This window comes from Sphingobacterium corticibacter (assembly GCF_003076635.1).
GTDB classification, from domain to species: domain Bacteria; phylum Bacteroidota; class Bacteroidia; order Sphingobacteriales; family Sphingobacteriaceae; genus Sphingobacterium; species Sphingobacterium corticibacter.
The window spans coordinates 393,269-411,876 of record NZ_QDKG01000003.1; the positions used below are offsets into that span (position 1 = coordinate 393,269).

14 protein-coding genes are annotated in these 18,608 nt (G+C 41.9%); 5 read left to right on the plus strand and 9 right to left on the minus strand.

Annotation, left to right across the window (positions count from 1 at the left end; translation table 11 throughout):
- Nucleotides 1-90: 90 nt before the first annotated feature.
- The 3 genes from DC487_RS10420 to DC487_RS10430 all read right to left on the minus strand — a co-directional run bounded on the left by DC487_RS10420 (nt 91) and on the right by DC487_RS10430 (nt 3,267).
- A complete protein-coding gene (locus tag DC487_RS10420; RefSeq protein WP_116775910.1) occupies nt 91-1,182 on the minus strand; it encodes a GAF domain-containing protein in 1,092 nt (363 codons plus the stop codon).
- Between the two features lie 53 nt (nt 1,183-1,235).
- Nucleotides 1,236-1,646, minus strand: a complete 411-nt coding sequence (locus tag DC487_RS10425; RefSeq protein ID WP_116775911.1) for a response regulator — start codon at nt 1,644-1,646, stop codon at nt 1,236-1,238.
- Between the two features lie 166 nt (nt 1,647-1,812).
- Nucleotides 1,813-3,267: a sensor histidine kinase gene (locus tag DC487_RS10430; RefSeq protein ID WP_116775912.1), complete on the minus strand. Its 1,455-nt coding sequence runs from the start codon at nt 3,265-3,267 to the stop codon at nt 1,813-1,815.
- 235 nt (nt 3,268-3,502) lie between these two features.
- Between DC487_RS10430 and DC487_RS10435 the strand changes: the two genes are divergently transcribed.
- The 3 genes from DC487_RS10435 (at nt 3,503) to coaA (ending at nt 6,214) form a co-directional block, all read left to right on the plus strand.
- The gene (locus DC487_RS10435) at nt 3,503-4,732 is read left to right on the plus strand and encodes a nucleoside recognition domain-containing protein (protein ID WP_116775913.1); all 1,230 of its coding nucleotides are present in this window, start codon (nt 3,503-3,505) and stop codon (nt 4,730-4,732) included.
- A 93-nt stretch (nt 4,733-4,825) separates the two neighbouring features.
- Entirely contained in the window at nt 4,826-5,197 is a 372-nt protein-coding gene (locus DC487_RS10440; RefSeq protein WP_116775914.1) for a methylglyoxal synthase, read from the plus strand.
- A 63-nt stretch (nt 5,198-5,260) separates the two neighbouring features.
- Nucleotides 5,261-6,214: a type I pantothenate kinase gene (coaA, locus tag DC487_RS10445; RefSeq protein ID WP_116775915.1), complete on the plus strand. Its 954-nt coding sequence runs from the start codon at nt 5,261-5,263 to the stop codon at nt 6,212-6,214.
- Here the strand turns inward: coaA and DC487_RS10450 are convergent.
- The 3 genes from DC487_RS10450 to DC487_RS10460 form a co-directional block, all read right to left on the minus strand.
- Nucleotides 6,201-7,055, minus strand: a complete 855-nt coding sequence (locus DC487_RS10450; RefSeq protein WP_165799073.1) for a mechanosensitive ion channel family protein — start codon at nt 7,053-7,055, stop codon at nt 6,201-6,203. The two genes, coaA and DC487_RS10450, sit on opposite strands and share 14 nt — an antisense overlap.
- A 197-nt stretch (nt 7,056-7,252) precedes the next feature.
- Complete coding sequence (locus DC487_RS10455) at nt 7,253-9,733, minus strand: S9 family peptidase (RefSeq protein WP_116775917.1); 2,481 nt, start codon at nt 9,731-9,733, stop codon at nt 7,253-7,255.
- 160 nt (nt 9,734-9,893) lie between these two features.
- A complete protein-coding gene (locus tag DC487_RS10460) occupies nt 9,894-11,342 on the minus strand; it encodes an exonuclease domain-containing protein (RefSeq protein ID WP_116776059.1) in 1,449 nt (482 codons plus the stop codon).
- A 252-nt stretch (nt 11,343-11,594) separates the two neighbouring features.
- Here DC487_RS10460 and DC487_RS10465 point away from each other — a divergent pair, with 252 nt between their 5' ends.
- The gene (locus DC487_RS10465) at nt 11,595-12,785 is read left to right on the plus strand and encodes an acyl-CoA dehydrogenase family protein (protein ID WP_116775918.1); all 1,191 of its coding nucleotides are present in this window, start codon (nt 11,595-11,597) and stop codon (nt 12,783-12,785) included.
- Nucleotide 12,786: 1 nt separating this feature from the next.
- Nucleotides 12,787-14,895: a 3-hydroxyacyl-CoA dehydrogenase NAD-binding domain-containing protein gene (locus DC487_RS10470; protein ID WP_116775919.1), complete on the plus strand. Its 2,109-nt coding sequence runs from the start codon at nt 12,787-12,789 to the stop codon at nt 14,893-14,895.
- Nucleotides 14,896-14,915: 20 nt separating this feature from the next.
- Here the strand turns inward: DC487_RS10470 and DC487_RS10475 are convergent, their stop codons facing one another.
- From DC487_RS10475 to prpB, 3 genes are read right to left on the minus strand one after another with little or no spacing between them, the layout of a single operon-like run.
- Nucleotides 14,916-16,379: a bifunctional 2-methylcitrate dehydratase/aconitate hydratase gene (locus tag DC487_RS10475; protein ID WP_116775920.1), complete on the minus strand. Its 1,464-nt coding sequence runs from the start codon at nt 16,377-16,379 to the stop codon at nt 14,916-14,918.
- A 47-nt stretch (nt 16,380-16,426) separates the two neighbouring features.
- Nucleotides 16,427-17,581, minus strand: coding sequence for a bifunctional 2-methylcitrate synthase/citrate synthase (gene prpC, locus DC487_RS10480; protein ID WP_116775921.1), 1,155 nt, complete (start codon nt 17,579-17,581; stop codon nt 16,427-16,429).
- The gene (gene prpB, locus DC487_RS10485; protein WP_116775922.1) at nt 17,568-18,455 is read right to left on the minus strand and encodes a methylisocitrate lyase; all 888 of its coding nucleotides are present in this window, start codon (nt 18,453-18,455) and stop codon (nt 17,568-17,570) included. Before prpB ends, prpC begins: the two co-directional genes overlap by 14 nt.
- Between the last annotated feature and the right edge of the window lie 153 nt (nt 18,456-18,608).

Genomic DNA, 18,608 nt, shown 5'->3' on the forward strand with positions numbered 1-18,608 from the left:
GTAAGAAACCCAAATCTGAGGGTTGTTACTTATAAATCACTAATAGCATACAAATTAAGTCGTTCGAAAGTACTGACGTCAACAATCTCATTAGTCTTTACCCAAATTGAATAAAGCACTTTGTATCTCGCGATCTAGCTTATTAGCGGCTTGTATAATCATATCGATCTCTGCATCGAGAGGTGTACTGCCTAACTCTTTCCAGATTTGTGTAATACCCAAAATAGATGATAATGGACCTCTGAATCGATGTGACTGTAAATCATTAATCCATTGTAATTGTTGATCGTCTTTCTGCTTGATACTTTCGTCGGTATTTTCTGGAAAGATCGGAAGCGCGTGATACGAAACACCAACCAATTCGCCATCCAAATCGTAGGCAGGTGTAAAATGACTATAAGAGTTCAATCCACCCCAACATATACCAGATTTTGATTGTACAGAAATACTTTGTCCTTCTAGCGCCCGATAGAAGTTCTTCACGAAATCATCGATGGTCAAGTCACCAATGTACTCTCTAATATCATCTCCCACTCGGATATCTCGGTTCAAATTGTCACAAATTAATTTGGTCAAAAGAGGGTGACATTTTAAAACTGTGAAATTTTTATCTAGCAATAGTGTAACGATTTTTGTGCTGTTAAATAGTGATTCTCGGCGTATAAGACGTTCATCCCATTGTGTGAGCTTATCATCTATTGAAGCAATAATATCCGAATGATTAAGTAAATCAGTCAATTGAGCTGCGAGTGTGGTTAGTAATAGACGTTTTGTATTTGTTACTTTAATCGGCTTGTCATGATATACACAAAGATAACCAAGGACTTGTCGCTTCTTGTTTTGCAAAGGTATTCCTGCATAAAACTGAATTTGAGAACAAGCACTACCTAGACTCAAATCACAAAGGTGTGTAATTGTGTTGACGTTTTCTATAATGACAAGGTCGCTTCCTTGTTGTAGTCTGTGTAAAACAGAATCATCTATTGGTATAGCATTAACTTCGAAACCGTGATTGTAGAAGTTATATTGATATTGTTCATCCAATAGAGCTATCGTTGAGAAATTTGCCGCAAACACAGTACTTGCTGCATTAACAATATCACGTAGCTCTTGCTCATTCACTAAATTAAATAATTGACTATTTGGAGAAGGTGCAACGGATAGGGGTAATTGATTTGGCATGTCGAAGTTATTTGTAGTCTTTATTATGCACTTAGTCTTTTATAACTCCATATTCAAATTTGATCCTTATCACTCTGGCATATGGCTTCAAAATTCTCCTTGAGCAAAGGTTTTGTGACATAACTAGTCACCTCTTTCTTGGATAAACTTCTAAAACTGTCCTCGGGCGAAACGGAAGAACTGACGATATATAACTTGGTTGCCTGCAACAATTGTTTGTTACTTAAATGGTCTACTAGCTCCCAGCCATTCATGATTGGCATATTAATATCTACTAAAAGTACATCAGGCAATGATTTTCCTTGCTCTGATCTAGCGATAAAATAATCGTAAGCTTGCCTGCCATCAAAAAAAGTAATTAATTCCAAATTCTTAGACAATAACGAAAAATTCACCTTGCATACGTAATGAAATATAGGATCATCGTCTACAACGCATATTACCATTTTTAGTGTTTTGACCATAATATGAACTGCACGTTATCCAATAGAAATCTTAAAATTTGCAAAAAGATTAGTTATTAATTTGTATTCTTTAAAGATTAGAAAATAAAAAAACCTATTAATGATATTTTTTTGTTTTTTTTCCACATCACAAACTACGTGTAAGCCATACGTAAAGTATACGCTATTAAAGAGATAACGTAAAAAAGACGGTTGTCCCATGGTGGGGTTTTGATTCTATCCACACCTCGCCTCCATGTAGTGAGACGATTTTTCTACACGTCGTTAGCCCGATGCCGCTACCTGGATATGAATCTTCGGAATGAAGCCGTTGAAATAGGATGAAAATTTTTTCTAGATCTTTGTTGGCAATACCGATACCATTATCGCTCACACTGAGTAACCAGCAATCATCTTTTTCGATCGATCTTATGTGAACTTCAGGAATGCCATCTGGTTTACGAAACTTAATTGCATTACTTAATAAATTTTGAAATAATTGATATAAAAAGGTGGTATGTCCAAGTACTATTGGTAGCGAATCGTACTTAATGATCGCTTTGGTATCTAAAATTTCAACTCGTAAATCCATTTTCACATACTCAACAATCTCCTCCAAATTGCAAGGCTGTTTAGTAGACTTTCCATCAAGTTTGAGATGATCTAGCAAAGATTTTAGCATCTGAATGATACGACCTGCTGAGTTCTCTATTGCTTGAAAATAAAAAAGATCCTCGTTGTCTATTTTCTTCCCGAGGGTTTCCCGTAGCAAGCTAGCCACACTTATAATGGAATTTGCTGGACTTAACAAATCGTGCGATGCAGCGAAGGTAAACTGCTCCACGTCGCGAGTCTTGGTCAGTAGTTGGCGATGAAGCTCTTTCATTGCCAATTCCGCATTTCTCTCTTCGGTTAGGTCATGAGTTACTTTCGAAAAACCGATGACTTCCCCATCCATATCGTGAATTGCGGTAATGGTGACATTTCCCCAAAATTTCCGTCCATCCTTACGTAAACGCCAACCTATCGTATTGGCACTACCAAATTTCTTTGCACTTTCAAGTAGTGAAAATGGCAACCCAGCATCACGGTCTTCAGGGGTATAGAATATCGAAAAATTGCTCCCTACAATCTCTTCAGCGCGATATCCTTTTATACGCTCAGCACCGCGATTCCAATTTTTAACATTCCCTTCAGAATCAAGCCTAAAAATAGCATAATCTTTAATTTCACTAATCATATCAACGACCTGATTGTCTTCGTTTTTCTGAGAAGGCATGATAACCATCACAAAACCGGAAACTATATTTGCACGATCTCTCAAGGATACAATATCAGCACTAAACGAAGAAACACCCTCCTTTTTTTCATTTAATTGAATTTGAAGCGTACTACGACCGTTAAGAATAAGTTCTTTGACTATATTCTCTTGCATCTCGTCGGAAGGACTATTGATACCAATCAATTTTAAAAAACTGATTCCTAATACGTCACTAACACCTATTGGTAGAAAGTGATCCACGTCTCCGTTGTACGATATCACAAACCCTGAAGAATCTAAATACAACAAGGTGTAGTCTGAACTCGCGAACAATTCATGTTGCCTGTTCCGTTTCACAGTAAAATTTCCTTCGAAATCCATCTGATAAGCAATTTTGTGATTGTTTTGTATAAGTCGATGATAATTATAACAAGGTTTGTCACCAGGTTTATGTTCTACCTTGCTATCTACAAACTTATAGAATATCACTGCATGTAGTTGTAATCAGCCTCTTTTAATGTTGAATTTGCATGCAATTACCTAATATTTGCTATACTGAATGCAGCTGGCTGTTTTTCGATAAAATGTGTACATTTACCGCACAATCTACACATATATGGCGCTAAATTACGTTTGGGTATCATTCTTTCTGATCACCTTTGTCGTGGCTCTGATCAAACTGATTGGCGGCGACACGGAGGTTTTTCAAGAGATTGTAGATGCTTTATTTAAAAGTGCAGAAACCAGCGTCACCATTAGTATAGGTCTTGTGGGCATGATGAGTTTTGCATTGGGTATAATGAAGGTCGGTGAACGCGGCGGTATGATTACTATTTTTGCGCGTGTTGTCGGACCGTTTTTTCACAAACTATTCCCAGAAATACCCAAAAATCATCCTGCGCTGGGCTCGATCTTAATGAATTTCTCGGCCAATGCGTTAGGCTTGGACAATGCTGCTACGCCGTTAGGATTAAAAGCGATGAAAGAATTACAGGAGCTTAATCAAAAGAAAGATACAGCTTCCAATGCGCAGATTATGTTTATTGTGCTCAACGCCTCTAGCCTAACGTTATTGCCTTTTTCCGTCATGGCTTATCGACAGGCAGCGGGTGCAGCGCAGCCTTCAGATGTATTTCTTCCGATATTAATAGCCACTTTTTTTTCTACACTAGCGGCATTAATATTGGTATCGATATACCAACGTATTAATCTTTTTAACAGGACAGTAGTGACCTATTTAGGCGGATTATCGCTCTTTGTTTTGGGAATACTGTTTTATTTCAATACTTTAAGTCCAGAAGAGATCGGAGTGATTTCACGCGTGGTCGGTAATGTGACCTTGATGAGTATCTTTATCTCCTTTATAGCCCTTGCTTTCTTTAAGGGGATTAATGTCTACGATGCGTTTATAGATGGCGCTAAGGAGGGTTTTGATGTAGCTGTAAAGATTATTCCTTATCTAGTGGCTATTCTGGTTGGCATAGCTATATTCCGAGCATCTGGCACCATGGATTACATAATCAATGGAGTCGCTTACGCTGTGGCATTTGTAGGTCTAGACACGAATTTTGTGGATGCTTTGCCAGTTGCATTTATGAAACCGCTTAGTGGAAGCGGTGCCCGCGGATTGATGATAGACCTGATGAATGCAAAGGGTGCAGACGATTTTGCAGCACGTGTAGCCTGTGTTATTCAAGGATCTACCGAGACCACTTTTTACGTATTAGCGGTTTATTTCGGTTCCGTAGCGATTAAAAATACGCGACATGCTCTACCTTGTGCCCTACTAGCCGAATTGGTTGGCGTAATCGCAGCAATCGTGGTTTCTTACTTGTTTTTTGGATAAACCTCCCGGAAACAGTACCTTGTAATAATCTCCAATTACTGGTGTTTTGCACAAGGAAGATAGAGATGAGTTATATACCTACTCCTTAAAAAAATGAAGACAATCGCTCTTGTAGCACATGATGGTAAGAAAGCCGAAATGGTGGCTTTTGTAAAGGATCACAAAGATTCGCTTTCCAAAGCACATATCGTAGCCACTGGTACGACTGGTACATATGTGAGACAAACCGGTTTAGAAGTGGAACTGAAGCTCAGCGGCCCCAAAGGTGGCGATGCACAAATCGCAGCATTAGCAGCAGAAGGAAAAGTAGACGGTATTATTTTCTTCCGTGACCCGCTCGGCAAACATCCGCATGAGCCAGATATTCAGATGCTTATGCGTATTTGCGACTTATATAATGTGCCGTTGGCTACCAATCCTGCGACAGGTGGATTGATCTTAGATGGTTTATTAGCTTCCCTTTGATTTAAATGTTAGGAAAAATATAGATCTAGAGGTTTATATTTGTGCCAGCAAAAATAGTACATCATGTCTTCGATACAAGAGCAAACGTTTACCAACCCATTTCGCACTTTCACCAAAGAAGAGTGGAAAACACTTAATGGTAAACGATCACATAATATGGCTGCATCTGACCTAGATAATCTCCGAGCATTAGGTGAACCATTGAATATCGCCGAGATCGAAGATATTTACTTTCCGTTATCCAGCCTTATAGAGCTACATATTCAGCAATACCGATCCTTGCATGCACTGAGCAATGATTATTTTCGTCGGGACGAGAAACGCTTGCCTTTCATTATTGGAATAGCTGGTTCGGTAGCGGTGGGCAAAAGCACCACCGCCAGAGTTTTGCAAAAAGTACTATCCTTATTACCGGATAACCCCAAAGTAGATCTTGTAACGACGGACGGCTTTTTATACCCCAATGCCGAACTGATTGCTAAAGGAATACTAAACCGTAAAGGTTTTCCAGAAAGCTATGATACACGATTGTTGTTGAATTTTCTGTCAGAAATGAAATCAGAAAATAGAACCTATAAACTGCCTTTGTATTCGCACATGGTCTATGATATCGTGCCCAATGAATTTCAGACGATTGCGCAGCCTGATATCTTGATTGTGGAAGGTATCAATGTACTGCAAGTAAACTCACAGAAACAGTCGGGCAACGGAGTTTTCGTATCCGACTTTTTCGATTTATCTATTTACGTAGATGCGGCAGAAGAAGATATTGTCAGTTGGTATATTGATCGGTTTGAGTCGCTCCGCGCAACGGCTTTTCAAGATAATACCTCCTACTTTCACAAGTACGCCGATATGTCGCCCGAGGAAAGCCAGAAGATGGCTAGCGGAATCTGGAACGAGATCAACAGACCCAATCTTCATGAAAATATCCTACCAACACGCTACCGCGCGGACCTCATTCTTACCAAAGATGCACAGCACTTTGTGAAAGAGGTAAAAGTTAGACGGATTTAGCAGCGGTCGCGTTTTGCTCGAACTTCAATACTTCTTTAAGAATTTCGTTCTCTAAACGTCGATGTAGCTTATTGCTATTACTCACAGCATGCAGATCGATACGGTACTTCACGTAATCTTTTCCAATCTCGACTACTTTGAGTTCCATCTCTTCGCCGTCTTGCAGATTGGGATGTGCTTGCAAGCTTTCTCTCAAGGCTGATTCTAATAGCTCCACCTGCAAGGCGACATCTAATGGCAACTCAAATTTCACCGCAAATAAACTGGATGGATGGGCAGAATGATTTGTCAATGTAGATGTAAATACCATATTGTTAGGTACCATCACCATATCATCTTCTTCGTCTTGAAATACGATATTGGCTAACGTTATATCTATGATACGCCCCTGCTGATTGCCTACCCGTATACGATCTCCGATGGACAATTGATCGGAAAACATAATGATCAAACCGCTAATCATATTGGTAATATAATCGCGGAACGTGACGGCTATCGCCATAGCCACGATCGTTAAGCTGGTTACGAATTCCAATGGATTGATACCGAAAAAGATCATGATGGCAATGATCGCACAAATTGCATTGGCAACTGCCGTTAGGCGATTTACTCCTAGAACAAAGTTACCACGAACTGCCCTATTGGCATTACGTGCATGATAAATCGCTATAAACCCAAATCGTATGATCGAAAATATAATACTCGGAATCAGAAAAGTATACGCAGCCAGCAGCATCTGCATCGGGAAACTCCGAGCACGCTTAGACCCTGGATTCAAGGCATAAATCTCCTCGAATTGAACCTGACTCCAAATTAAGATTCCCGCTAATACTATCTTCAAAACGAAGATTAATATTTGCCTCGAGCGTCTTTTATTATTCGGATAATCCATATTCATAGTTGGCTAAAGTAGCTAATTTTCCAGTCATTTTTATCTGTACTGTGCTTTTTACTGCAAAACAAATGCCCATCCTGAATTGGATGGGCATTTGTATCGTCAGTAGCCATTGTCGTGCTACAATAGTCGGTCTGGTATGATTATCGACTTAATGGTTTTTCGCGATTCATTTCCATGATATCCACCTCATCCATTTTTGAATCTCCGATCAGATGTTGAGAGAAATAGTCCGCCATTTTCCAAAAGAAATATTCGGTCATATCGCCAAAAGCATGGCGCTGACCTGGCAATAACAAGAAATCAAATCGTTTATTGGCTTTGATCAACGCTTCTGCCATGCGAATAGAATTGGCAGGGTGTACGTTATTATCAATATCGCCGGTGGCGATCAACAATTTACCTTTCAAGTTCTTAGCCAAGACCGAATTGCGATCAATGTCGTACGTAAAAGTCGTATCGCCTTTTGCAGAGATCTTCTCTCCTACGCCATGATGGCGTTCACTCCACCAACGGTTGTAAATATTGTTTTCGTGATTACCAGCTCCAGATACAGCTACTTTAAAGAAATCTGGATATACGAGCATCGCAGCAGTAGACATAAATCCTCCGCCCGAATGACCGGTAATTCCTACTCTACTCACATCAATAAATGGATGGCGATCGGCCAACTGCTCGGCAGCTACTTTTTTGTCTTCCAAACCATAATCGCGCAAATTGCCATAACCATAAGTATGATACCATTGCGAACGCGCAGGGTGCCCACCACGATTACCAACCGTAATCACGATAAAGCCCATTTGCGCCAAACGATCAATACGATCCATGCTACGACCAAAGGATTTGTTTACCGCTTCGGTTTGTGGACCTGGATAGACATATTCTACTATAGGATAAGTTTTGGTCGAATCAAAATCAAAAGGTTTGTACATCACGCCATACAAATCGGTAATGCCATCACCAGCTTTGACCGTGAATGGCTCTGGAAATTTGTATCCAGCAGCAAACAAAGCAGACAAATCCGCTTTTTCAAGCTTCATCACCAAGCGACCATTAGCAGCATATAGATTAGATTCTGGCGTAGTATTTACGCGTGATGAATTATTGACGAAATAGTTACCGCTTTCGCTAGTAGTGATTTGGTGATCAAAATCACCCGAGTTTAATAATTTGGGCGTGCCACCATTTAGGCTTACACTGTAGTAATGTAAGAAATAAGGATCTTCTCCGTTTTCCTTACCATTGGCCGTAAATAGAATCGTGTTTCCTGCCGATTGATAAGCCTGCACATCATCTACATTGTACGTTCCAGAGGTCAACTGCCGTTGCAGATTTCCTTGAATATCGTACAGGTACAAATGCCCCCAACCATCGCGTTGCGACCAATGCACAAACTGTTTGCCATCGTTCACCAAATATGGTTTGTGAATATCTTGATACACATTCGAACGTTCTTCCACCAGCGTACGCACGTTGCCATTAATATCCACGGCCAATACGTCGATGCGTTTTAAATCGCGACTTGATCGCGAAATGTAAAACTCTTCGTTATTGCCATGCCAATAGCCCACGTAGCGTTTGCCGATATAGCTGCTTTTGTCGCGATCTTTTCTCCAAATACCGATCGTCTGATTCTTATAAGCAGCTACGCCAACGCGTCGTGGCGACAATGTTTGTGCGTCGAAGATATACAGTTCCGTTTCGGTAGAATCCACCTCACCAGGCATTTGATATTTGTACGTTTCGAGCGTTGGGCGCTTTGCTCCTACATTGTTGATAACCCACAATGGACTTAGGTGGCGACCATCTTTGCGTGTTAGCACAAAATGCCGGCCATTGGGCGACCAGCTTAAGTAAACGGCTTTACGCTTTTCTTCCTCTTCCTTATCGCCGCCAGTAGTAATGCTGTATTCATCACCACCCCAAGCATAATTCAACACGCCATCTGTAGTGAATTGATGTTCTACAATCGTGCTATCTTTCTCATCCTTCACCGCTTTATCGTAATCGGCCTTGCTCATCCAATACAGATTGAATTTTTTTGCAAAGTATACACGCGTGGTATCCGGATTGAAGTTAGCCCACGAAAGGGTGTTTTTTTCTTTTGTTTGGTCGCTGATTTCGCGCAATGCACCAGATGCTAGATCGTATTCTAGGTGAAACACTTTCTTCTTAATGGTATCTGATTTGTTTTTTAGCTTCGCGATCTCCTCCTTGCTCTTGATCGTATCTTTGGTGCTCTGCACTTCAAATTGGATGCGTTTCTCGTCGTCGGTGAACCGTAAGTCTTTCAAATCCAAATGCTGGCCATCAAAAGGATTGCGCACAATACGCGTGATCTTGGCAGCCAAATCGTCGTGATCAAAAAGCAATGATTTCCGCTTGGCGGCAGGATCTACTAAATACCAGTTTTTGCCAGCTGGTGAGCTGTACTCATACCAGAATCGGTCGGAATGGTTAATCCAATTAGGAGATACAGTGGTAGAATGTATCAATTTCTTTAATTTCTCCGGAGAGAATTTGGCAGCTAATGCATAATTTGCTTTCTCCTTCGTTTTTTCTTTCTCTTGCGCGAAGGCAACAGTAGCGAAGCAAACTAAACAAGCTATAAAAAGTTGTCTCATTGGGTGAACTTGCAGTTAATTAGTAATAGATATGGTCGAAATTACTCTATTTTAATGCATTTTCACGGTTTAGCATGTAATATTTTAGTTTGAATAGCATCGATCCAAGCAAGTTTATAAGTATTCTTAGATCACTAGCACATTTATTTATCTTTACACACTAAAGCATCTTCATACGAAGCTCCACTGGCTTTAGAATCGCGGCTTCGTCCAATTGTTCTGCATCAATCGTAATGACTTGATGCCTACTGTTGGATTTTGCCAAAAAAGATTCAATCAGTTGCATCATGTATTCGTTGCCATGATGCCGCTGCAGTTCGCTTTTGTAATCCGCCCAGCTATTGGATTGGCTCTCCGAAGGAATATAGCCCATACCGTAAAACTTCCCGTTTTCAATCCAAATACAACTTTTTTCCTGTTCATCGCGGCCACGATCGACAATGAAATAGCTAGATGTGTCGGCCTTCGCCAATTCCACGGCAGCAGCCACTTTCCCATTATACAATTCCTGATCTGGTAGATCTTGTATTCTTCGCACAAGATCATTAGCTGTTTGTGGCAGCCGTACTTCCAAAGGAAAATGGCAAAAGCGAATATCCAGTCCCAAATCACTGATCATTTTTCTAAACACGGCCGCACCTTCGCGCAGGCTATAAAAAGATTGAATGCAGGTCTGATGTTTGAGCAATTTTGTCAGACTGAGGTGTTGATACCCGTCCATCCCGGTGTAACTCACCAACCCAAACCTAGGTTCTACGCGCTTCAACGCGCGGTTATACTTTGGCCACAGCCGATTAATTTCCAGACACTCTAACAATAAGGCCATGAGCTCTGTACCGCAGCGTTCGTACGAAATATCATAAATCTCTTGCAGAAAACCTTGCCGTTTTGCTTGGATATTATGCCCACTGAAATGCCCGGCAACTCTTTTCTTAATATTAATGGCTTTACCAATATAGATGACTTTGCCAGATCTATCGTGAAAATAATATACGCCGGCCGTCACTGGCAAATTATCGAAAGTATTTTGTGAGAGATTTGCTGGTAAACGTTGCACCACACCATTTTTGCGAAGCATTTGCGAGAATACCATCTCACTATCTGCTGCCAAAAGCAGGTTAAAAAGTGCCACGGTCGCCGTGACATCTCCGCCAGCGCGATGTCGATATTGTACGCGAATGTTTAACACGTCGCACAAGCGACCTAAGCTGTAAGAAGGTAATCCAGGTTTGATCTTGCGAGCCAATCGTACCGTACATAATTTGGGAGCTTGCCATTGCCATCCCGCTTCGCCGAGCTGATGTTTGATAAATGAATAGTCGAAATTGACATTGTGTGCCACAAAGATGCGATCTTTCAACAAGGCATAAATAGTATCTGCTATTTCGGAAAATAGTGGCGCATCAGACACCATATCGTCTGAGATGCCGGTAAGACCAAAAATAGCTGGCGGAATAGGCTGCTGCGGATTGACCAAGCTCTCCCAACGCTCTATCTCCTCTACGCCATTATGAATAGCAATTGCTATTTCCGTGATCCTACTCCGTTCTGCACTCCCACCCGTCGTCTCAATATCGACAATAGCATATTCCCGCAATCCTTTTGACATGTTTTTCAAGTTGACGCTCAAATATACTAATTTATTTAGCATTCATAAATATGAATGCGTACTGAAAAAGTCAGAAATAACTTTTCAATACCAAATCGCACATCTATTTATAATTTTATTAAAAAAAATCAGATGTTGTTTCTATTTCAAACACCATACTTCGAAAAGTATAAAAGTCTATTAACGAACAAGATCTCACGATATCCTAGAATTTAATTAACTTACCGTAACTGTATTCTAAACCGAGATAAAATGATTAATAATGCCCGCACTCAAGAGCACCATGCTTTTCGCGACAGCTTACGCGCTTTTATTAAAAAGGAAATCATGCCGCATATAGACGACTGGGAAAAGAGTGGCCAAATCGACCGCAGCATTTGGAAAAAGATGGGTGAAATGGGTTTTATGGGTTTGAATTTTCCAGAAGAATTGGGCGGATTGCAACTGGACTTTTATTATTCCATGATATTCTGCGAAGAGCTTTCCAGATGTTTTTCGGGTGGATTCACCATATCTGCCTTAGTGATTCAATACATGTCTGCTCCTTATTTGTGGAAATATGGTTCTGCCGATGTACAAAAACGTTACTTGACGGGCGTTATTAGCGGCGATTTGATCAGTGCTATTGCTATCACCGAGCCTGGCGCCGGCTCTGATGTCAAAAATATACAAACTACGGCCGTACGTGACGGCGACGATTACATCATTAACGGATCTAAGACTTTTATTACAAATGGTTACTATGGCGACTTTTTTATTACCGCAGTAAAGACCAATCCAAAAGCCGGAACAAAAGGTATCAGCTTAATCATCATTGATCGCAATGCAGCCGGTGTATCTGCTCAAAAGATCGATAAAATGGGTTGGCATGCTTCTGACACAGCAGAATTACATTTCGATCAAGTTCGTGTTCCTGTAAATAACTTAGTTGGACAAGAAAATAGCGGCTTCACCTATCTCATGGGCGGCCTGCAGTTAGAACGATTGACAGCGGCTATCCACAGTTTATCTACCGCGGAATCGGCTTTGGAATATGCCTTGGATTATATTCAAAATAGAAGCGCATTTAATCGTAAGCTGAAAGATTTTCAAGTGTTGAGGCATAATATCGCACAGATGGAAGCGGATATTCTCGTTCAAAAAGCATTCTTAAAACATTGTTGCGACCTCCAACAAGAGCAAGTTTACGCGGTGAAAGAATGTTCTGTGGCCAAATTGCAAGCTAGCGAGTTGGCCAATCGTGTGGTGAGTCAGTGCCTGCAATTGTTTGGCGGCTATGGTTTTACAGAAGATTATAAAATCGCCCGATTGTATCGCGATGTGCGCGTAGGTACTATTATTGGTGGCACATCAGAAATAATGTTGGAAATTATTGCCAAGATGACAATAGACCAGGTGGAATACGAAACTTCTACAACCAACAAGACCTCTCAATCTGTGTAATATGGCTACTCCGACCTATCAAGATGCTTTTGAAATTGTACATCACGAGGGTGGTATTGTAGCAATTGCTTTAAAACTGCAACCCGACGAATCACTTTCGTGGGGTCATCTATATGCTTTCGTACGCTTGGCTGATGATTGGCTGAGCCGAAAAGATGTAACCGCTTTGTGTTACCAGCTTATACAGACCGATTCTGATTCTAATAAAGATCCTGATTATAAAGCATGGATAAAATCGGTGCAGCAAGAATTGGATAACAGCGATAATTTCACGAATTTTTGCGATCGTATTCAAAAAATTCGCACCTATCAAAAACTGCTGATTGGATTGGTACCCGAAAATTGTTTTGGCAACCATTTAGCTTGGATGCTCTGGGCAGATTATCGTATCGCGATTGGTGCTGGTGGAAAGATTGGGTTCCCCGAAAATGCCTTTGGTATGCTCCCAGGCTTAGGCAGCATAAGTCGGATGCTGCAATTGTGGAATGAAGATTTCACGCTACGATTGGCCACGCAAACTACAAATTATAACATATCAGATGCGTTAGCCTTAGGTATTGTGGACGAGCAAGTTGAAATTGTTGAAGATGCATTAGCTCGTATAAAATCTTATTTGGCTAAGTCAGCAACGATCCGAGAACAAGCGAAGTATATTATTAGCGAACAGCAACTGAAACTTCCACCGCCACGAATCAATTTCCTATTTCCGGGCGTGATTGCCACACAAAAACTGATTGATGATTATAAATCCGGTGCCGCATTCGATAAATTGCTTGAGCAAGAATACGATCTTTATTTTAAATCTATTCATTCTGAAGCGGTTACAGCCATGATCCGAACAAATTATTATGGCATTCGCGGAGCGAAAGAACAAACCAAGCGCATTGCGGAAAAAACTTCGCGAGAAATTCAGCGAATGGCGGTCATCGGAGCTGGTATGATGGGTTCAGGAATTGCCTTTGAATCGGCACGTGCTGGTTTGCAGGTCACGTTATTAGATACCGATGTAGCCAAAGCAGATCACGGTAAAAATTATGCGCAAAAAGTGACTGATAAACTCGTGGCGCAAGGAAAGATGCAGCCAAATAAGCAGTCGGCGCTGCTAGAGCGCATCTACACTTCTGAAAATTTTGAAGATCTAACTACAGCCGATATCTTGATCGAGGCCGTATTTGAAGATATGACACTGAAAACGAAGCTCATCGCAGACATTTCGCCTAATTTGGCAGCGCAAACTGTTTTTGCTTCGAATACCACATCATTACCCATCGGTCAGTTGGCGCAAGCCAGCCAAAATCCAGCCGCATTTATTGGTTTGCATTTCTTCTCACCCGTAGATCGGATGCCGCTAGTGGAAGTCATCTTAAGTAAAGAAACAGATGAAAGCACGAAAAATGCTGCGTTAAAAACGATTCATTTACTCAACAAAATACCGATTGTGGTACAGGATGGGCCGGGATTTTTCACCTCTCGCATTTTCTTCAATTACCTTTTGGAAGGAATAACGATGGTACTCGAAGGAATACCAGCTTCAACGGTAGAGAAAGCCGCAAAAAAAACCGGATTTCCAGTTGGCCCTTTGTTGGTGTTAGATGAGATCTCTCTGCCACTGATGCTGCATGTGTACGATCAACTGCCCACTTTACACGGCGCGCAACAAGCGGCTTGCGCTCATCTCCAAGAGATGATAGCGGCAGGGAAAACTGGGCGCAAAGGGAAGGCAGGTTTTTATCCCTACGATGAAAACGGAAAACGCGGTAATCTGCTTGATGAAACTTCGGCAAGTAATGCTACAACTATTGATCTAGATGTTTTAGGAAAACGACTGCTTCATGTCGTGGCATTAGATGCTTTTCGCTGTTTGTCGGATGGTATTATTGCGCAACCAATCGACGGTGATTTGGGTTCAGTATTAGGAATTGGGTATGCACCGCATACAGGTGGTGTATTTGCACACCTTGACCAAGTTGGACTAGCAAAATTTGTCTCGGAATGCGATGAATTTTCTTCGTACGGCGATCAATGGCAAGTACCGGAATCCTTAAGAGATCTAGCTGTGCAAGATTATCGGTTTTACGACGGATTTGAAAGTAACTGGAATCCGTCATAAAACCGATTTTAGCAATTTCCTCAACGTACCGGATAAGGTATGGCTAATAAATCTGTCAACTCATTAACGGCCAAATTTCGAAAAATCTCGTATTCCAGCGTCTTGTCTAATAATTGCGTTTGCTGTTTTCCCGCGTATACCCTATTGAGGTTGACTTTGTATTTAGCAATCAGTTTTGGAATTCCTTCATCGCGACGGCGGCGGTGGCCAATCGGATACTCGACCACCACTTCTGGTAACGTGCTCCCATCTTGGAAAGTCACGGTCAACGCATTGGAAATGGCTCTTTTCTCTGGATTGTGGTAATCTGCGGTGAATTGCGGATCTTCCACGCAGGTCATTTTGTCGCGCAGCAGATCAATACGAGCATCTGATGCGATGGCATCTTCATAATCTGATGCCGTTAGTCGGCCAAAAATCAGCGGAATAGCAATCATGTATTGCATGGCGTGATCGCGATCAGCAGGATTATGCAGCGGACCTTTCTTATCAATGATGCGAATAGCGGCTTCGTGCGTGCGAACGGTGATAGCTTTTATATCGTCAATCGTTTTTCCATTTTCTTTTAACTGCTGATGAATAGTCATGGCTGCTTCTACTGCCGTTTGGGCATGAAATTCTGCTGGGAACGATATTTTAAACAATATGTTTTCCATCACGTAAGATGCGTAGGCGCGCTGGAATTGAAATGGCTTTCCTTTAAAAGAAACATTGTAAAATCCCCAGATTGGTGCGCTTAACACCGAAGGATAACCCATTTCTCCGGTTTGCGCGATCAATGCCAGTCGTACGGCACGCGAAGTAGCGTCGCCAGCAGCCCAAGATTTCCGACTTCCAGTATTTGGCGCATGGCGATAGGTACGCAAGGATTGTCCGTCGACAAAGGCTAAAGATAAAGCGTTTATAATTTCATCCTGCGTTAGCCCCAACAATCGTCCAGCTACTGCCGTAGATGCTACTTTTACTAATAGTACATGATCCAGTCCAACTTTGTTGAACGAGTTTTCCAACGCCAATACGCCTTGTATTTCATGCGCCATCACCATCGCTTCTAGAACCGCGTGCATTTTTAGCGGTGCTTTGCCGGCCGCGACGGCAGTTCGGCTAATCCAATCAGAGACAGCCAATATTGCACCAAGATTGTCTGATGGATGTCCCCATTCTGCGGCCAACCACGTATCGTTGAAATCCAACCAACGTACTAAAGCGCCAATATTAAAAGCTGCTTGCACCGGATCAAGTTGATAAGACGTGCCTGGTACTTTAGCACCGTTGGGCACGATCGTACCCGGAATAATCGGTCCGAGTAATTTCGTACAAGCTGGATAACTTAAGGCCTCGAGTCCGCACCCAATCGTATCTAAAAAACAATAATGAGCGGTCTTTAATGCGAGATCACTTTTGATTTCGTACGTTAAAACATAGTGAGCAATATCTACCAGCACTTGATCTGGCTGAGGTCTGTCATTAGAAATATGAGACATAGAAAGTAGTTAAATTTTGTTGTAGTTGTAGTTGTTTGACGCAAAGCTTATCCGCGTTTGTCTAAAGGTACATAAGCACGATTTTCTGGCCCAGTATAATTAGCGCTGGGTCTTATAATTTTACCATCCAAGCGTTGCTCCATAATATGTGCTCCCCATCCGGTCAAGCGTGCTAGCACAAAGAGCGGTGTAAACATGTCCGTGGGAACACCCATGCGGTGATACGATACTGCCGAGAACCAGTCCAAATTGGGAAACATTTTCTTTTCGGCCCACATCACGCTTTCTAAGCGTTCAGCGATTTCATACAAAATCGGCTCATTTGCTTCCTCACTTAATGATTTTGCTACTTGTTTGATGACCTCATTGCGAGGGTCGGAAGTCACATATACCGGATGGCCAAATCCGATAACCACTTCCTTATTGGCTAGTCGTTGGCGAATATCGACTTCTGCTTCATCCGCCGAGGTATAGCTATTTTGAATTTCATACGCCACTTCATTTGCACCGCCATGTTTTGGGCCGCGTAGTGCACCTATTGCTCCCGCAATAGCAGAATACACATCAGATCCTGTTCCAGCAATCACACGCGCAGTAAATGTAGAAGCATTAAATTCATGCTCCGCATATAGATTCAGTGATATTTGCATCGCTTTAGTCCAGCTATTGTTGGGCGATTCTCCATGTAGCACATGTAAAAAATGTGCACCGACCGTCTTATCATCGGTCACGACATGAACTTCCTTACCGTGATACGCAAAATGATACCAATACAACAAGGCAGAACCTAAACATGCAATCAAACGATCGATGATGTGCTGCGTTTGCTCCACGGTCGGTTTGATTGGCTCTGGCTCTAAACTTCCTAAAACAGACACCGCCGTTCGCATGACATCCATCGGGTGGCTTGTTTTCGGTAAACGCTGCAACACTTCCTTTAATTCCTGTGGCAAATCTCGTTTGGATTGTAGTTCGGATTGATAAGCAGACAATTCCTGCTTGTTAGGTAATTCGCCATAGATCAAGAGGTAAGCGACTTCCTCAAAACTTGCTTGATCAGCCAATTCTAAAATATCGTAGCCACGATAATGCAAATCATTGCCATTCTTACCTACGGTAGACAAACTGGTATTGCCTGCCGCTACACCCGATAGCGCAACACTTTTTTTGGGTTTAAATGCTTGTTCATTACTTTTCTTCATCCTGCTTTTGGTTTAAGTAGTCTTCGTATGCGTAATAATTAATGCTTTGATAGAGTTCTTCTCGTGTTTGCATGCTCGGAACAGCATTAGCCTGCGAACCGTCACGACGAATGGTTTCGAATACATTTAGCGCGGCTTTATTGGCTGCACGAAAGGCTGAAAGCGGATACAAAACCATATCGACGCCTACTTCGGCTAATTGTTGCGTGGTAAAAAAAGGCGTTTGTCCGAACTCCGTAATGTTTGCTAAAATCGGTATAGATAACGCATCCGCGAAGCGTTGGTAATCGTGCAATTCGGTGACTGCTTCGGCGAATATAAAATCAGCACCAGCTTTTTGATAGGCCACCGCCCGTGCAATAGCGGCTTCTACTCCTTCAACTGCTACAGCATCAGTACGCGCGCCAATCACGAATTGCGGATCTGCTTCTTTGGCATCAACAGCCGCTTGAATCCGTTCTACCATTTCTTGCGTAGATACGACTTCCTTTCTTGGGCGATGTCCGCAACGCTTGGCGGCCACTTGATCTTCCATATGCACGCCTGCCGCACCAGCTTTCAACACGCTTCGAATGGTACGCGCAATATTGAAAGCGCTCGCGCCAAATCCCGTATCAATATCTACCAGCAGTGGAAGATCACATACAGCAGTAATGCGTTCGATATCGATGAGTACATCCTGCAATGTGGTAATGCCAAGGTCAGGAATTCCTAAGGAACCTGCCGCCACACCACCACCAGAAAGATAGATTGCACGAAAACCTGCTTGCTTAGCTAAAAGTGCATGATTCGCGTTTATAGTTCCTACAATTTGTAACGGATTTTCTTGCGTAAGTAATTGTCGCAACTGAGTACCGGCGGAATTTGCCATCATAAAAGATTGTTAATGTGTACGCGTTTATAATCTGGCTACGCAAAGCTTGTGAGACAAGTGCGATGCTTCTTAAAGTTAAACATTATCTCACAACTAACAAAACGACCAAATAATTGAATGTGTGCATAATCACGTACTCTACGATTGTTTGCG

Bases quoted from the DNA above. Each gene is read 5' to 3' on its own strand.
- DC487_RS10440 (WP_116775914.1), top strand. From the start codon at position 4,826: ATGAAGACAATCGCTCTTGTAGCACATGATGGTAAGAAAGCCGAAATG.
- DC487_RS10470 (WP_116775919.1), top strand. From the start codon at position 12,787: ATGGCTACTCCGACCTATCAAGATGCTTTTGAAATTGTACATCACGAG.
- DC487_RS10460 (WP_116776059.1), bottom strand. From the start codon at position 11,342: ATGTCAAAAGGATTGCGGGAATATGCTATTGTCGATATTGAGACGACG.
- DC487_RS10425 (WP_116775911.1), bottom strand. From the start codon at position 1,646: ATGGTCAAAACACTAAAAATGGTAATATGCGTTGTAGACGATGATCCT.
- DC487_RS10465 (WP_116775918.1), top strand. From the start codon at position 11,595: ATGATTAATAATGCCCGCACTCAAGAGCACCATGCTTTTCGCGACAGC.
- DC487_RS10430 (WP_116775912.1), bottom strand. From the start codon at position 3,267: ATGGATTTCGAAGGAAATTTTACTGTGAAACGGAACAGGCAACATGAA.
- coaA (WP_116775915.1), top strand. From the start codon at position 5,261: ATGTCTTCGATACAAGAGCAAACGTTTACCAACCCATTTCGCACTTTC.
- DC487_RS10455 (WP_116775917.1), bottom strand. From the start codon at position 9,733: ATGAGACAACTTTTTATAGCTTGTTTAGTTTGCTTCGCTACTGTTGCC.
- prpC (WP_116775921.1), bottom strand. From the start codon at position 17,581: ATGAAGAAAAGTAATGAACAAGCATTTAAACCCAAAAAAAGTGTTGCG.
- DC487_RS10475 (WP_116775920.1), bottom strand. From the start codon at position 16,379: ATGTCTCATATTTCTAATGACAGACCTCAGCCAGATCAAGTGCTGGTA.
- DC487_RS10420 (WP_116775910.1), bottom strand. From the start codon at position 1,182: ATGCCAAATCAATTACCCCTATCCGTTGCACCTTCTCCAAATAGTCAA.
- DC487_RS10435 (WP_116775913.1), top strand. From the start codon at position 3,503: ATGGCGCTAAATTACGTTTGGGTATCATTCTTTCTGATCACCTTTGTC.
- prpB (WP_116775922.1), bottom strand. From the start codon at position 18,455: ATGATGGCAAATTCCGCCGGTACTCAGTTGCGACAATTACTTACGCAA.